Source organism: Ornithinimicrobium tianjinense, assembly GCF_014636495.1.
Taxonomy (GTDB): domain Bacteria; phylum Actinomycetota; class Actinomycetes; order Actinomycetales; family Dermatophilaceae; genus Ornithinicoccus; species Ornithinicoccus tianjinensis.
In genome coordinates, this window is the sequence record NZ_BMEM01000005.1 from 95827 (window position 1) to 111001 (window position 15175).

The 15175-nt window shown below is 72.9% G+C and carries 14 protein-coding genes; 3 read left to right on the top strand and 11 right to left on the bottom strand.

Annotated elements, in window-relative coordinates; all coding sequences use genetic code 11:
• Positions 1-27: 27 nt before the first annotated feature.
• Genes IEV65_RS13805 through IEV65_RS13815 form a run of 3 tightly spaced genes read right to left on the bottom strand, consistent with a single transcriptional unit; the run spans position 28 to position 3571 of the window.
• Positions 28-1413, bottom strand: a complete 1386-nt coding sequence (locus IEV65_RS13805) for a dihydrolipoamide acetyltransferase family protein (protein ID WP_188431768.1) — start codon at positions 1411-1413, stop codon at positions 28-30.
• Positions 1410-2465 (bottom strand): alpha-ketoacid dehydrogenase subunit beta, encoded by a 1056-nt coding sequence (locus tag IEV65_RS13810; RefSeq protein WP_188431770.1) that lies wholly within the window; start codon positions 2463-2465, stop codon positions 1410-1412. Before IEV65_RS13810 ends, IEV65_RS13805 begins: the two co-directional genes overlap by 4 nt.
• The gene (locus tag IEV65_RS13815; RefSeq protein ID WP_188431772.1) at positions 2462-3571 is read right to left on the bottom strand and encodes a thiamine pyrophosphate-dependent enzyme; all 1110 of its coding nucleotides are present in this window, start codon (positions 3569-3571) and stop codon (positions 2462-2464) included. The genes IEV65_RS13810 and IEV65_RS13815 overlap by 4 nt, the downstream gene beginning before the upstream one ends.
• Positions 3572-3739: 168 nt before the next feature.
• Here IEV65_RS13815 and IEV65_RS13820 point away from each other — a divergent pair, with 168 nt between their 5' ends.
• Both IEV65_RS13820 and IEV65_RS13825 read left to right on the top strand, forming a co-directional pair.
• Positions 3740-4186, top strand: coding sequence for an Lrp/AsnC family transcriptional regulator (locus tag IEV65_RS13820; protein WP_229735295.1), 447 nt, complete (start codon positions 3740-3742; stop codon positions 4184-4186).
• 118 nt (positions 4187-4304) lie between these two features.
• Positions 4305-4547, top strand: a complete 243-nt coding sequence (locus IEV65_RS13825) for a metallothionein (RefSeq protein WP_188431776.1) — start codon at positions 4305-4307, stop codon at positions 4545-4547.
• A 3-nt stretch (positions 4548-4550) separates the two neighbouring features.
• On the opposite strand, the gene ligD is transcribed toward IEV65_RS13825, so the two are convergent.
• Genes ligD through IEV65_RS13840 form a run of 3 tightly spaced genes read right to left on the bottom strand, consistent with a single transcriptional unit; the run spans position 4551 to position 7328 of the window.
• Complete coding sequence (gene ligD, locus IEV65_RS13830; RefSeq protein WP_188431778.1) at positions 4551-6182, bottom strand: non-homologous end-joining DNA ligase; 1632 nt, start codon at positions 6180-6182, stop codon at positions 4551-4553.
• 52 nt (positions 6183-6234) lie between these two features.
• Positions 6235-6978: a hypothetical protein gene (locus tag IEV65_RS13835; protein WP_188431780.1), complete on the bottom strand. Its 744-nt coding sequence runs from the start codon at positions 6976-6978 to the stop codon at positions 6235-6237.
• Positions 6975-7328, bottom strand: a complete 354-nt coding sequence (locus IEV65_RS13840) for a PadR family transcriptional regulator (RefSeq protein WP_188431782.1) — start codon at positions 7326-7328, stop codon at positions 6975-6977. The genes IEV65_RS13835 and IEV65_RS13840 overlap by 4 nt, the downstream gene beginning before the upstream one ends.
• A gap of 165 nt (positions 7329-7493) precedes the next feature.
• Here IEV65_RS13840 and IEV65_RS13845 point away from each other — a divergent pair, with 165 nt between their 5' ends.
• Positions 7494-9587 carry a S8 family serine peptidase gene (locus IEV65_RS13845; RefSeq protein ID WP_188431784.1) on the top strand — a complete coding sequence of 698 codons (2094 nt, stop codon included), beginning with the start codon at positions 7494-7496 and terminating at the stop codon, positions 9585-9587.
• A gap of 453 nt (positions 9588-10040) precedes the next feature.
• On the opposite strand, the gene IEV65_RS13850 is transcribed toward IEV65_RS13845, so the two are convergent.
• The 5 genes from IEV65_RS13850 to IEV65_RS13870 are packed head-to-tail and all read right to left on the bottom strand — an operon-like array spanning position 10041 to position 15070.
• Entirely contained in the window at positions 10041-11306 is a 1266-nt protein-coding gene (locus IEV65_RS13850) for an alanine racemase (RefSeq protein WP_188431786.1), read from the bottom strand.
• Entirely contained in the window at positions 11303-12454 is a 1152-nt protein-coding gene (locus IEV65_RS13855; protein ID WP_188431788.1) for a pyridoxal phosphate-dependent aminotransferase, read from the bottom strand. The genes IEV65_RS13850 and IEV65_RS13855 overlap by 4 nt, the downstream gene beginning before the upstream one ends.
• Positions 12451-13272: a 2,3,4,5-tetrahydropyridine-2,6-dicarboxylate N-succinyltransferase gene (locus tag IEV65_RS13860; RefSeq protein WP_188431790.1), complete on the bottom strand. Its 822-nt coding sequence runs from the start codon at positions 13270-13272 to the stop codon at positions 12451-12453. The genes IEV65_RS13855 and IEV65_RS13860 overlap by 4 nt, the downstream gene beginning before the upstream one ends.
• 5 nt (positions 13273-13277) lie before the next feature.
• Positions 13278-14279, bottom strand: coding sequence for a 4-hydroxy-tetrahydrodipicolinate synthase (gene dapA, locus IEV65_RS13865; RefSeq protein WP_188431792.1), 1002 nt, complete (start codon positions 14277-14279; stop codon positions 13278-13280).
• A 41-nt stretch (positions 14280-14320) separates the two neighbouring features.
• Positions 14321-15070, bottom strand: coding sequence for a 4-hydroxy-tetrahydrodipicolinate reductase (locus tag IEV65_RS13870; RefSeq protein WP_188431794.1), 750 nt, complete (start codon positions 15068-15070; stop codon positions 14321-14323).
• Positions 15071-15175 lie beyond the last annotated feature (105 nt).

The window sequence follows — 15175 nt, forward strand, 5'->3', positions numbered from 1 at the left end:
ACCCGACCGAGCGCGTGAAGTGGTTACTCAGAGCTCGGCCAGGAGCACCGAGGGCTGCTCGACGCAGTCGGCCACGAACCGAAGGAACCCGCCCGCCGTGCCGCCGTCGCACACACGGTGGTCGAAGGTGAACCCGAGCTGAGTCACCTTCCGCACCGCGAGCTGCCCCTCGTGCACCCACGGCTTGTCGACGATGCGCCCCACCCCGAGCATCCCGGCCTCCGGGTGGTTGATGATCGGGGTCGAGCCGTCCACGCCATAAACGCCGTAGTTGTTCAGCGTGAACGTCCCGCCCGTCAGCTGCGCCGGGGTCAACGAGCCCTCGCGCGCCTTCCCGGTGAGCTCACGCAGCGCGGCGGCCAGCTCGGCCGTAGTCATCTCCGAAGCCTCGTGCACGACCGGCACCACAAGACCGCGCGGGCTCTGCGCAGCGAAACCCAGGTGCACGGCGCCGTGGCGCACGATCTCGCCCGCGGCGAGGTCGACCGACGCGTTCAGCGCGGGGTACGCATGCAGGCCCGCCACCACGATCCGCGCCATGAGCGGCAGCACACCGATCCCGAGCTCGGGCCGCGCGGCCCTCAGCGCCTCCTTGACCTCCATCAGCCCCGTGGCGTCGACGTCGACCCAGGTCGTCGCGTCCGGGATCTCGCGCCGGGAGGTGGTCAGCCGGTCGACCATGATCCGCGTGACGCCCTGGATCGGCACCCGCGTCTCCGTCACCTCACCGGACGCGCCGAGTGTTTGCGTCTGGTCACCACCGGACGCGCCGAGTGGTTGCGTGGCCCTTGCCGCGACGAGGTCCGCCTTGCGGATCACGCCCGTGGGTCCGGGGGAGACAGACTCCAGGTCGATGTCCCACTCACGCGCGAGCGCGCGCACGAGCGGCGAGATGACGCGGATGGCCCGTCCGGAGGAACCACTTGACGCGTTCGGTGGGGTCTGGGAGGAACCACTTGACGCGTTCGGTGGGGTCTGGGAGGAACCACTCGGCGCGTCCGGTGGGGAGGGTGGTGGGGTGGGGGAGGCGCGCCGGCGGCCGGCGCGGCGCCGCGCGGGGGCCTCGCCCGCGCCATACCCGATCAGGGGGCGCTCGGCGGAGCCGGCGCGCTCCTCGGTGCGGTACTGCTCGCCGGCGGCGTCGCGCCCGGGCTCGCCGGCACCGTCGCCCGCCGAGATCGTGATGAGCGGGGAGCCGACCGTCAGCACGGTGCCAGGCTGGGCGTGGAGCTCGGCGACCGCACCGGCGAAGGGGCACGGGACGTCGACCGCGGCCTTGGCGGTCTCGACCGTCACCACCTCCTGGTCGACACCGACCTCGTCACCCACGGCGACGTGCCACGCGACGATCTCGGCCTCGGTCAGCCCCTCGCCGAGATCGGGCAGGCGGAAGACGTGCGCGGTCGCGCTCACCGGTGCGCCTCCTGGCCGAGCGGCCCGTCGAGGAAGGTGAGGTCCGGCTCGTCGTCCCACTGCAGCCTGGCGATGGTGTCCAGGATCCGGTCGACACCCGGGAGATAGGAGTGCTCGAGGATCGGCGGGGGATAGGGGATGTCCAGCCCGCTGACCCGCAGCACCGGGGCCGCGAGCGAGTGGAAGCACCGCTCCGACACGCGCGCGGCGATCTCGGCGCCCATCCCGGCGAAGCCCTGCGCCTCGGCGAGCACCACCGCCCGCCCGGTCTTGTGCACCGACGCCGCGACCGTCTCGTCGTCGAAGGGCACCAGCGAGCGCAGGTCGACGACCTCGACGCGCCAGTCCTCCTCGGCGGCAGCGACCTCCGCGGCCTTCAGCGCGTTGGGCACCTGGGGCCCGTACGTGATGAGCGTGACGTCGCTGCCCTCGCGTCGCACCGCGGCCCGACCGATCGGCTCCGTGCGCACCGGCAGCTCCAGCTCCGCCTTGGACCAGTAGAGCGACTTGGGCTCCATGAAGATCACCGGGTCGTCGGAGGCGATGGCCTCGCGCAGCAGGCTGTAGGCGTCGGCCGGCGTCGAGGGCGTCACCACGTGCAGCCCGGGCGTGTGGACGTAGTAGCCCTCCGAGCTGTCGCAGTGGTGCTCGACCCCGCCGATACCGCCCGCGTAGGGATAGCGGATGACCATCGGCATCGTGACCGCGCCGCGGGTGCGGTTGCGCATCTTCGCGACGTGGCTGACGACCTGCTCGAACGCCGGGTACCCGAAGGCGTCGAACTGCATCTCGATCACCGGGCGGAAGCCCTGCGTGCACAGCCCGACCGCGAAGCCGGCGATCCCCGCCTCGGCCAGCGGCGTGTCGAAGCAGCGCTGCTCGCCGAACTCCCTGGTCAGTCCGTCGGTGATCCGGAAGACGCCACCGAGCTGGCCGACGTCCTCCCCGAACACGAGGACGTTCTCGTCCTCGCGCAACGCGTCGCGGAGTGCCGCGTTGAGGGCCTGCGCGTATGTCGTGGGCGTGGCCCTGTCCTGGGTCTGGGTGGTCATCGCAGGGCCTCCTCGGCACGCACCATCGCGGCCTGCTCCAGCAGCTGGGGGGTGGGTTCGGCATACACGTGCTCGAAGAGGGACAGGGGGTCGACGACGGGTTCGGCGTTCATCCGGGTGCGCAGGTCCGCGGCCAGGGCCTCGGCCTCGGCCTTGACCTCCTCGATGCGGGCCTCGTCGAGGGCCCCGCGGCCGACGAGGTAGGCCTGCAGGCGCACGATCGGGTCCTGGCCCGCCCACTCCTCGACCTCGTCCGGGGTGCGGTAGCGGGTGGCGTCGTCGGCGTTGGTGTGCGCCTCCATGCGGTAGGTGTGGGCCTCGACGAGCATCGGACCCCTGCCCTCCCGCGCGTGGCGGTATGCCGCGCGCAGCACCGCGAGCACCGCAGCGGGGTCGTTGCCGTCGACCTGCTCGCTGGGCACGCCGTACCCGATGCCCTTGTAGGCCAGGCTCGGGGCGTGCGTCTGCTTCGCGAGGGGGACAGAGATCGCGTACTTGTTGTTCTGCACGAGGTAGACGACCGGCGCGCCGAAGACCGCGGCGAAGTTGAGGCCCTCGTGGAAGTCGCCCTCCGATGTCGCACCGTCGCCGACGAGGCAGAGCGCGATGCCGCCCCTGCCCCGGCGCCGCAGCCCGTCGGCGGCTCCCGCCGCGTGGACGGCCTGGGTGGCGAGCGGGGTGCACTGTGCGGCCGTGAGCGTCACCGAGGGGTCGTAGCCGCAGTGCCAGTCGCCGCGCAGCAGCGTCAGCACCTCGACGGGGTCGATGCCGCGCGTGACGAGCGCCATCGAGTCGCGGTAGGTCGGGAACACCCAGTCGCCCTCCTCCAGCGCGAGCATGGACGCGACCTGGCAGGCGTCCTGCCCACGGCTGCTGGGGTAGACGGCCAGCCGTCCCTGCTTGGTCAGCGCGGTCGCCTGCGCGTCGAAGCGCCGCCCGATCACCATGCCGCGCCAGACCGCGAGCAGGTCGTCGTCAGACGGTATGGCGTAGCCGCGCGCCTCGAGCTGCGCCCCGGTCTGCGGGTCGTGCGGCGTCGCGGTGCCGTCGGGGTCCAGGAACCGGACCGGCTGCTCGCAGGGGAGCAGCGTGCTGGTGTCGCTCATCATCGAGTCCTTCACGGGCGTGCACAGACGTTCGTTCCGCCTATCGTCGCGCAGGCTGGACGTCAGAGCGCTGTGCCCGCGCAAGGTCAAGACATCTGGCACGATGAGGGCATGTCAGAGCCCAGTTCGTCCAGTGTGACCCGTCGCACACCGGCGGTGCCGAGACAGGTGGCTCAGCTCGACGACACCGACCGGGCCGTGATCGACGCGCTGCGGGCGGACGGCCGCCTCTCGGTGCGGGCGCTCGCCGACCAGGTCCACATCTCCCGTGCCAACGCCTACGCACGGCTCGAGCGGCTGCAGAAGGACGGCGTGATCACCGGTTTCACCGTCACCGTGGACCCGGACCGGATGGGTCTGGGGACGGCGGCGTTCGTCTCGGTCAGCATCGAGCAGGACTCCTGGAGGAGGGTGACGCGTGCGCTCTCGGAGCTGCCCGGCGTCGAGCGGATCGCGCTGGTCGGGGCGGAGTTCGACATCCTCGTGCAGGTCCGCGCCCACGACAACCACGAGCTGCGCGACGTGGTGCTCGGTCAGATCCAGTCCGTCCCCGGCGTCCGCGGCACCCGGACGTGGCTCATCTTCGACGAGGTGGCGGTGGGGCGGGGGGCCTGACGCAGCACCCGACCCGATGAGCGGTGCGGGCCCACCGGTTCCGGTGGCAGGCACGCCCTGCCGCCCCTACGGTCGAGGGATCGGGCCGGCGCCCGGCCGGCCGGGAGAGGACTGGGCCATGGCGGTCTGCGAGGTCTGCGGGAACGACTACGACAAGAGCTTCGAGGTGATCGCCGCCGGCGAGACCCACACCTTCGACAGCTTCGAGTGCGCCGTCCACCGGATGGCGCCGATCTGCGAGCACTGCGGGTGCAAGGTCATCGGCCACGGCGTCGAGGTCGACGGCCGGTTCTACTGCTGCGCCCACTGCGCGAAGCACGCCGAGGGCGGCGACGTGCCGGTGGACGACCGCGTCGGCTGACCCTCACCGCACCCGGGGCAGCACCTGGTCCTGGCGCAGCGCGCCCCGGAAGAGATCGCCCCGGTCCTGGAGCCTGTCCAGCGCCGTCCGGATCGTCCAGCGGTCCGGCCGCAGCTCCGGGTCGTCGAGCTCGTCCCAGGTGATCGGCACCGACACCGGCGCCCCGGCGGACGGCCGCGTCGACCAGGGCGCCACGAGCGTCTTGTTCACCGCGTTCTGCGTGTAGTCGAGACGGGCCCTGCCGCCGCGCGCCTTCACCTCCCACTTCCAGCTGACGAGGTCGGGCGCGACCGCGCCGATGGACCTGGACACCTTCTCGGCCCAGGCCCTGGTGTCGTCGAAGGTCGGGCCGCGGCGGATCGGCACCCACACCTGGATCCCGCGCCGGCCGGTCACCTTCGGGTAGGACCGCAGCTCCAACGCCTCGAAGGCGGTCCGGTGCAGCCGGGCGAGCTCGAGCGTCTGCTCCCAGGTGGTGGCCTCGCCAGGGTCGATGTCGAACATGACGTAGGTCGGGCGGTCCGGAGCATCCGTCCGCGACGTCCACGGGTGCCACTCCAGCGCGCCGAAGTTGGCTGCCCAGACCAGCGCGGCCGGCTCGTCGACCACGAGGTAGGTCTGCGTCTCGCCCGGGTCCGCCTCCGGGTTGTCCCACCGCGGCACCCACTCCGGCGCGTGGTCGGGCAGCTCCTTGTGCCAGAAGCCCTTGCTGTCCGCGCCGTTGGGATAACGGTGCAGGTTGAGCGCCCGTCCCGCGAGGTACGGGAGCGAGACCGGAGCGACCTGCGCGACATACCTCAGCAGGTCGCGCTTGGTGACGACGTCCTCGCCCTCGCGCGCCGGGAAGAGCACCTTGTCGAGGTTGGTGAGCTTGACCTTCCGTCCGAACACCTCCCAGGTGCCCTCCTCGCCCAGGGCGTCCAGCGCCGCGAGCTCCTCCTCGGCGAGCGGCTCCGGCACCGCCACCCGCAGCAGCTCGGCCGCCTGGGCCGCCGGGCGGTCCGAGTGCCACAGCAGGTCCGGGTCGGCCTTGACCTCCTCGTTGGTGCGTCCGCTGAGCACCGAGCGCGGGTAGTCCTCGGCGTCCCAGCCCGGCACCACGTGCTCGTCGTGCTTGTGGAAGAGCAGCCACTGCTCCTTCTCGCCCTGCTGGCGGGCGGTGCGCACCAGCATGAACTCGCCCCGCACCTTCTCCCCGTGCAGGCGGAGGTGCACCGTCCCCGCCCTGATCGCCGCCGCGACGTCCTCGTCGTGCGAGTCCCACGTGCCGGTGTCCCAGACGATGACGTCGCCGCCGCCGTACTCGCCGGAGGGGATCACGCCCTCGAAGTGGAGGTACTCCATCGGGTGGTCCTCGACATGGATCGCGAGCCGCTTGATGTCGGGGTCGAGCGTCGGTCCCTTGGGCACCGCCCAGCTGGCGAGCACGCCGTCGACCTCGAGCCGGAAGTCGTAGTGCCGCGCGGTCGCCCGGTGGCGCTGCACGACGAAGACGCGCTCGCCGTCCTGGCGCGCCGCCTCGAGCAGCTCGCTGCCGCTCGGCTCCGGGGTGCGCGAGAAGTCGCGCATCCGCCGGTAGCGCTCCAGCGGAGCCTCGCGCTCGCTCTTCTCGGAGGTATGCCGCCCGCGCGCCATCCCCTCACCGTGCCACGTGGTGGGGCTGGACGCTCGTCGGTCGGGCCCGCCGTCACAGCAGGGTCCTGACCACCTCGTCCATGCCGATCATGATGGCCGCCAGCACCGGGAAGGTCAGGGCGGTCAGCCAGGCCGCGGCGTCCGGCCTGCCGGCGCCGTGGCGGCGCGGGTCGCGCACGGGGTCGGCGACGGCGAGGTCGCGCCAGGGGAGAGCGACGGAGAGGGCCAGCAGGACCAGCCCGACCACCAGAGGCATGGCCCACCCGGGGTCGGCGACCGGGTGGCGCAGGAGCGCCTGAGGCACGACCAGGGCGATGAGGACGCCGAAGACCGCGAGGAACGAGCGCGCGGGCTGCGCCACCAGCCAGCGCAGCACCGGCGTGGGCCGGGCCAGGATCAGGACGGCGAGAGCGGCGACGACCAGGCCCGCGACGATGTCGCCGGTCGTGACGAGGAAGCCCTCTCCCTGCCTCCACCCGGCCACAGCGCGTGGCAGCGTCATGAGGGCGAGCACACCAGAGGCGATGCCGACGGCCGTGCGGGCGGAGAGGCGTGAGTCGATGGGCCGGCCGATCAGCGCGCGGGAGTAGTCCGCCGGGTCTCCGAAGGCCTCCTCGGCGCTCTCACCGGACTCGGCGCAGTGGGCGTCGACGACCGCCAGAGCGTCCCCGATCTGCTCTCCGGTCCGGTCGGCGAGCCGCTGCTCGACGACGAAGGTGTCGGCCCACGCGCGGTCGACGTGCGGCGCGAGGTGGGACGGGTTGGACGGGTGCTGCGGGTGCTGCCTGGTGCTCATGGGGTCCCCTCGGGTGTGAGTGCGCCGTCGGTCAGGGCGCGGGTGATGGTGGTGAAGGCAGCCCAGCTGGCCGCCTGACGCTGCGACTCGGCCAGTCCGGCCTCCGTCAGCCGGTAGAACTTGCGGCCCGGCCCGCCCTCGCCGGGTCGCCACTCGACCTCGACCTGCCCGGCCTCCTCGAGCCGCCCGAGCAGCGGGTAGAGCGTGCTGCCCTTGATCGGCCCGAGTCCCGCCTCGGCGAGCCGGCCGGCCAGCGCGTAGCCGTAGGTCGGCCCGTCGAGGAGCACGCGCAGCACGCAGACGCCGAGCACGCCGCGCAGCCACTCGCTGGGCCATCCGGTCGTGGTCATGACTAGATCGTTTCACAGACTAGTAAAAGTCGGCAACTAGTTGACGACGCCTCACCCTAAAGGGGGATAGCGTGAGACGCCGGTCACACGTAAGGTCGGTGTCGGCGCGCCCATCAGCGACAGCTGTCCCCATCCGGTGCGCGCACCAACGGGAGGGATACACCGATGTATCGACGGATACTGGCGGGCGCCTCGTTGCTCGCCCTGGTCGCGGCCCCGATGGTCGCGACAGCTGCCCCCGCCCCGACCGGGTCGACGGCTGACTACGCGATCGTCACGTTCAAGGACGCGCCGCTGGCGACCTACCAGGGCGGCACGAACGGCATACCGGCGACCAAGCCCCAGAACGGCCGCCTCGACGCCAGCAGCCCGGCGTACCGGGCCTACGAGCGGTTCCTGGCCAACGAGCACGCGAGCTACAAGAGCCACCTTGCGCAGAAGTTCCCCGCAGTAGAGGTGCTCGACGACTACGACACCGTGCTCAACGGCGTCGCGGTTAAGCTCAACGGGGCCAGTCTCACGGCGCTCGCCAAGCACCCGAAGGTGGCCTCCGCCGAGGCGAGCTGGACGTACCAGCCCACGATGAACGCGAGCAACGAGATCATCGGGTCGCCCGCGCTGTGGCAGCAGCTGGGTGGGCAGGAGGGTGCCGGTGCCGGCATCGACGTCGGGATCATCGACTCGGGCATCCAGGACGAGCACCCCTTCTTCGACTGCAAGGGCGACATCCAGCACAAGACCTACGCCTCGGGCGTCGCCGGCTCTGGTGAGGACATCGTCAACAGCCATGGCACCCACGTCGCCGGCACCGTCGCCGGCTGCGTCACCGAGCTGCCAGGTGAGGGTATGGAGAGCCCGATCGAGGGCACCATCAGCGGCGTCGCTCCGGGCGCGGCGCTGTACGACTACAACGTCTTCCCCGGCTACGGCGGCGGGTATGTCGCGTTCGGCGGCAGCGCCTTCAGCCACGACATCGCGGCGGCGGTCGAGGACGCGGTGGACGACGGCATGGACGTCATCAACCTCAGCCTCGGCGGCTCCGTCCAGGGCCAGCACGACTACCTCGCGGAGGCCATCAACGGCGCCGTCGCGGCAGGCGTGGTCGCGGCCGTGTCGGCGGGCAACGAGGGACCGGGCGCGTACACGATCGGCTCTCCCGGCAACGCCGTCGGCGCGCTGACGGTCGGTGCGACGACGAACTCGCACAAGATCGTGACGCTGGTGCAGACCCCGTTCGGCGACTTCGAGGCCGCCGTCGGCGAGTTCGACCCGTTCGCGGAGCACCCGGTGACCGACGCGCCGTTCGTGCAGTGGAACGCCGCGGACCCCACCGCCTGCACCGGCAGCGCGCCGGCCGCAAGCGTGGACGACTCCGTCGTGCTCATCAAGCGTGGTGGCTGCACCTTCGCCGAGAAGGTGGCCACCGCCGCTGCGGCGGGCGCGGAGGGCGTCGTCGTCTACAACAACGCCGACGGTGACCCGATCTCGATGGGTGGCACGGGCAACATCCCTGCCGTCATGGTGAGCAAGGCTGACGGCGAGACGATCGCCGCCAACCTTCCCAGCACCGTGACGATCAACGGCAACGCTCCCGTCGAGCTGTTCACCGAGCCGGACATCCTGGCCGACTTCAGCAGCCGCGGGCCCGGTCCGTTCCTGACCAACATCAAGCCCGACGTGGTCGCTCCCGGCGTGAACATCTACTCTTCCGTCTTCGACGAGACGACGGGTGACCTCGGCTGGGCGATGTTCCAGGGCACCTCGATGGCCGCGCCGCACGTGGCGGGCTCCGCCGCGCTGCTGCTGGCCCTCGACCCGACCCTGTCGCCCGCCGACGTCAAGTCCAAGCTCGGCAACAACGCCGAGCGCACCGTGTGGGCGGACGCCAGGATGAGCAAGCCGGCTGGCGTGCTGGAGCGCGGAGGCGGTCGCATCGACCTCGAGCGTGCGGCTGCGGCCACCACGACGTTCGACCCGATGTCGCTGAGCTTCGGCGTCCACAAGGGCAACAAGCCGGTGAGCCGCACCATCACGGTCACCGTGACCAACCACGCGGACGCACACAAGATGCTCACCCTCTCCGAGGGTGACCCGGCGCTGACCCTGTCGACGGACGAGCTCCACCTCCCACCGGGCGAGAGCGGCACCTTCTCGGTGACCCTCAATGCCCGGGGTGTCGCGAGCGGCGGAGGCGACATCACGGTCACCGACGGCACCACCACGCAGCTGCTGCCGTTCTACTACTCGACGGGCAACTGACGACGAGCGCACCACGCCGAGGGGCGGCCCCGCACCAGCGGGGTCGCCCCTCCGTCGTGTCCCGTGGATGCCAGGGACCGAGGGCTGGTGCCCGGCGTCCGCGGCCCGCCTCCGCGGCCTGCCAACTCCCTCCGACCGAACGCGCCGTCTGGTTGCTGTGGACACCAGCGGGCGCGCGGAGTGGTTGCCAGCGGCTGCACCACGTCAACGTCTGAGGGGACCTGTGGTCGCTATAGCGGCACGGGGTCACCGCGGATGTGCGTTCCGGCAAACGGACGCAACCACTCCCGCGTTCGGTGCGGTCCGGACGCAACCACTGCGCGCGTTCGGTGGTGTCCAGACGCAACCACTCCACGCGTTCGGTGGGGTGCGGACGCAACCACTCCACGCGTTCGGTGGTGTCCAGGCGCCACCACTCCACGCGTTCGGTGGGGCAGCGTCACGGCGCCGGGGTCAGTCCACCCAGACCTGGTCGGGGGCGGGGTGGGACAGGAAGTGGGTCATCGCCTGGGTGTAGGCGTAGGCACCGGCCTGGCCGAAGACCACGACGTCGCCGGGCCGCAGGTCGGTCGGCAGGTCGCTGGTGCCGACGCGGTCGAGCGAGGTGCAGAGCGGTCCGGCCAGCGTGGTCGGCACGAGCTCGCCGCCCTCGGCGCGCGGCACGTCGTCGCCACCTTCGAGGGGCGGCCGGCCACCGGCACTCACGCCGGAGCCGCCGAGCACGCCGACCCCGGGCCGCAGCGCCAGCGTCGGGAAGGACTGACCCGTCATCAGCGGCCGGAGCAGGTGGTTGATGCCGCCCTCGAGCATGACGAACCGCTCCCCGCGCGAGACCTTGGTGCGCACCACCCGCGCGCAGTAGACCCCGGTCGGCGCCGACAGCCACCGTCCCGGCTCGAGCAGCAGCTCGCCGGCGAACCACGGGTTCTCGTCCAGCACCCGGCCCAGCCCGGCGCCGAGGGACCGGACGTCGAGGGAGGGCTGGGACATCGCATACCGGACCCCGAGCCCACCGCCGAGGTCGACGAGGTCGAGGTCGCGGCCGAGGAGCTCCTGGACCTTCCGGGCGATGGCCATCGAGGTGCGGTGGTTGGCCAGCAGGCGGCCCGCGTCGAGCTCGTTGCTCGCGGCGAAGACCTGGACGCCGCTGATCCGCACCCGCTCGTAGGCCGCCGCCTGGGCCAGGAAGTCCTCCAGCTCCTCCTCGTCCACGCCGAAGGCGCTCGGCCCGCCGCCACCGATGATGGACGCGGCCTCCGACACCCCCGAGGCCGGGTTGACGCGGACGCTCACCCGCAGCGGCTCGGTGCCGGTGTGCAGCACGTGCAGGCGCGCAACGTCCTCGATGCCGTCCACCTGCACGCGGGCGCCGGCGAACAGCGCGGCCTGCAGGTCGCGCTCGGACTTCGCGGGGCCGGCGAAGACCATCCCGGAGCCGGTGCCGCCAGCCGCGAGCACGGCCGACACCTCACCGGCGCTGGCGCAGTCGAACCAGGCCCCCTCCGCCGCGAAGGTCTCCAGCAGCGGCAGCCCAGGGTTGGACTTCACCGCGTAGGCGAGACGGACGCGCCCCGGCAGCGCGGCGCGCAGCCGGCGGTAGCGCTCGCGCGCGGTCGACAGGTCGTAGGCGAAGAAGGGCGAGCGCCGCGCGCTCGTCAGCTCCTCCAGCCGCTCCTCGCCGAAGGCGAAGAGATCGGTCGTGGCAGCGGTCAAGATCATGCCTTCCACCAGGGCGCCAGGCGCCGCAGTCCTTCCTCGAGCTCGTCGAGCGGCCCTCCCAGGCTCACCCGCAGGTATCCGGCGCCGCGCGTCCCGAACGCGGTCCCCGGCACCGTCGTGACGAGGCTCTCGTCGCGCACGCGCAGCGCGAAGGCCTCGGTGTCCTCGGGTGCGACGTCCCCCGGCAGCGGCTGCCACAGGTAGAAGCCGGCCCGGTCCTTCGCGACGCCGGCCCCCACGAGCGACGGGGCCACGCGCTCCAGCGACTCCCAGCGGCGCCGCACGTGCCCGCGCGCCTGCGCCAGCACCTTCTCGCCGGCTGCCAGCAGGGCGACGGCTGCCGCCTGCGACGGCTGGGCCGGCGCGGTCGTCATGGCGTTGTGCACGATCCGCGCGCGGAGCAGCACGTCGGGCTGACCGACGGCCCACCCCACGCGGAGCCCGGGCGCGCCGAACGCCTTGCTCATCGAGCCGAGCACCACGCCCGCGGCGAGGCCGGCGGCCTGGTGCAGCCCGGCCGGTCGCTCGTCCAGCCACAGCTCGCGGTAGACCTCGTCGCTCACCAGCAGCGCGCCCGCCCGGGCGCAGGCCTCGGCGACCTGGGCGAGGGCGGCGGCGCTCGCTATCCCTCCGGTCGGGTTCGCGGGGTGGTTGACCACCACGACGGAGGTATGCCGTGCCCGCGCGAGCGCGTGCACGAGGGCGTCCGGGTCGAGGTCGCCGCCCGGCCCGAGCGGGTAGGGCACCGGCTCGGCGGCGCGCTGGTGGGCCAGGGCGGCGTAGGAGACGAAGCCGGGGTCAGGTACGAGGACCGAGGTGCCGGGCGCGGCATACACCTGGAAGAGCGCGAAGAGCGCCGCCTGGCTCCCCGAGGTGAGCATCACCTGGGGGGCAGCCGTCTCGACCCCGCTGGTGGCGGAGTGGAACGCGGCGACCGCGTCGACCAGCTCGGGGCGGCCGGCGTTGGGGCCGTAGGGCAGGCGCGCGTCGACCTCGCCGAGCGCGACGAGCGCGTCGCGGGCCGCCGCCGGCAGCGGCCAGCCGGGCTCGCCCAGCCCCAGGCTGATCGTGCCGGGCGGGGCGCCGAGGGCCATCCGGCGGATGGGGGACACCGGCAGGTCGGTGTCCCGGGGGTCTACCGGGCTCACCGCAGGGCGCCCTCGAGCACGGTCGCGGCGTCGGTGGAGGAGTCGCGGTACTTGACGATGACGGGGGCGTAGAGGCTGAGGCCGAGGACGTCGGCGTAGTCACCGCGCGCGGGCCGCGAGCCGGGAACGACGACCGCGCCCCCAGGGATCTCGCCGCGCCACTCGGTCTGGCGGACCAGGTCGTAGACCGTCGTGCCCGCCGTGAGGATGACACCCGGCGCGAGCACGGCGCGCTCGCGGACGACGACGCCCTCGTAGAGCCCGCACTGCGCGCCGATGAAGGCGCCGTCCTCGACGACGACCGGTCGGGCGCCGACGGGCTCCAGCACGCCGCCGAGCTGGACGGCGGTGGACAGGTGGACGTCGTTGCCGACCTGCGCGCAGGAGCCGACGAGCACGTGGCTGTCGACCATCGTGCCGGCGCCCACGTGGGCGCCGATGTTGACGTAGCTCGGCGGCATGACGACGACGCCCTGCGCGAGGTGCGCGCCGCGCCGGACGGACGACCCGCCCGGCACCATGCGCACACCGTCGCCCAGCCCGAGCCGGCGAGCGGGCACGAGCGACTTGTCGACCGCGCCGCCGGGCCAGTCCATCTCGACGGTCTCGCTGTGCCGGAAGGCCGCGAGGATGCCCCGCTTGACCCAGGCGTGCGAGCGCCACTCGCCCTCGCCCGTCCGCGACGCGGCGCGCACGGTCCCCCGCTCCAGGGCGTCGAGCAGCGCCGCGACGCGCTCGAGCGTCTCGGCGGCGTCGGCCCCGTCGAGGTCGTGGGTGAAGAACTCCTCGAGCGTGCGGCGAGCGCCGGTGGTAGCCATGACGCTCACGATGCCACCCCGACGAGGCGCTCGGTGAGGCGAACGGTGCGACGGTGCGCCTGCAGCCCGGCGAGGGCGCGCTGGACGGCGGTCCAGGTGCCCGGCTCGGCGGGGGAGAGGGGCAGGCGGACAATGCCGGTGGACAGCCCGAGGCAGGCCATGGCGGCCTTGACCGGCACCGGGTTGGTCTCGACGAACATCGCCTCCACGAGCGGCGCGAGCAGCGCGGCCGTGGTGCGGGCGGTGCCTAGGTCGCCGTCCATCGCGCTGTGCACGAGCTCAGCGGTCTCGACCGGCGCGACGTTGGCGACGACCGAGACGAGGCCGCGGCAGCCGACCGCGACGGCGGGGACGAGGATGTCGTCGTCGCCGGCGAGGACCACGCGACCCTCCGGCGCCTCCTGGCACAGACGGGTGATCTGGCGGATGTCGCCCGAGCTCTCCTTGAGGGCGACGACCTGCTCGACGCCCCAGATCGCCCGCATCGCCTCGGGGGTGAGGTTGAGGCCGGTGCGGCCGGGCACGTTGTAGGCGATGATCGGCATCCCGGGGGCGGCCTCCGCGACCGCTCGGTAGTGCGCGACCAGCCCGCTGACCTGCGGCTTGTTGTAGAACGGGGTCACGACGAGCAGCCCGTCCGCGCCCGTCGCGGCGGCCTGGGAGGCCAGCTCGCAGGTGCGCTCGGTGTCGTTGTGCCCCACGCCGACGACGACCGGGACGTCGCGCCCGAGCCGCTCGCCGGCCTCGCGGGCCAGCTCGACGGCCTGCCGCACGAGGGCGAGGCGCTCCACGTCGGAGACCGTGGCGGCCTCGCCGGTCGACCCGAGGACGACCAGCCAGTCGACGCCCCGACCGTCGGCGAGGACGTGCTCGACGAGCCGGCCGAAGGCGGCGTGGTCGACCAGCGGCTTTCGCCCGCCACCCACGGCGTCGGTGCCGGAGGTGAACGGCGTCGCGAGGGCGACGCCGAGCCCGGTGAACGGGGTGGCGGTGAGGCTGCTGGTCATGGTGGCCAGTCCTTTCTCGGATGGGTATGCCGCGTCGCGGGTCAGGCGGCGCTCCCCGCCGCGGGCGCGGCGGGGGTGGTCTGAGGGGTGGTGGGGCCGAGCAGCGAGCGCAGCTGCTCCTCGGCCAGGTCGTCGAGGGTGTGGACGCCGGCCGGGCGGCCGACCAGCCACTGGGCCGCGGCCAGGGCCCCGGTCGCGAAGAGCGAGCGGTCGTGCGCCGCGTGCCGCAGCGTGATCGTCTCCAGCGGCGAGGCCACGACGACCTCGTGCTCGCCGACCACGCCGCCCACCCGCAGGCTGGTGGTCTGGACGGCGTCCGTGCCCACGCCGGCGCCCTCTGCCAGCGCCTCGCGCAGCGTGATCGCGGTGCCGCTCGGGGCGTCCACCTTGTGGCGGTGGTGGGTGTCGGTGACGGCGAGGTCGACGTCGAGGGGAGCGGACGCGGCATACCCTCCGAGGACGCGGGCCAGCCGGCGGACCAGGGCGACGCCGAGGGAGAAGTTGGGGGCCACCAGCACCGGCACGGACACGTCGCCGCGCAGGAGGTCGGCGTCCCAGCCGGTCGTGCCGATGACGAGCGGGGTGCGGGTGCGCTCGGCCCAGCCGAGGTGGTCGGTCACGGCCGCCGCGGTGCTCACGTCGATCGCGACGTCGACGGCGGCCTCGGCGGACTCCGGCACGGCGCCGCGGCCGACCGCCCAGGCGACGCTGACGGCGTCCTGGGAGGCGGCGGCGTCCCGGATCGCCGAGCCGAGGCGTCCGGTGCCGAGGAGTCCGATGGTGGTGGGCACCTGACGAGTATGACGCCTCTCGAGCCCGGCAAAAAGTCGCGTTTGCGCAGGTCAGAGCACATTTTCGGTGGGTTCGGGGGCCCTGCGGAGATCGTCCGGCGGGTG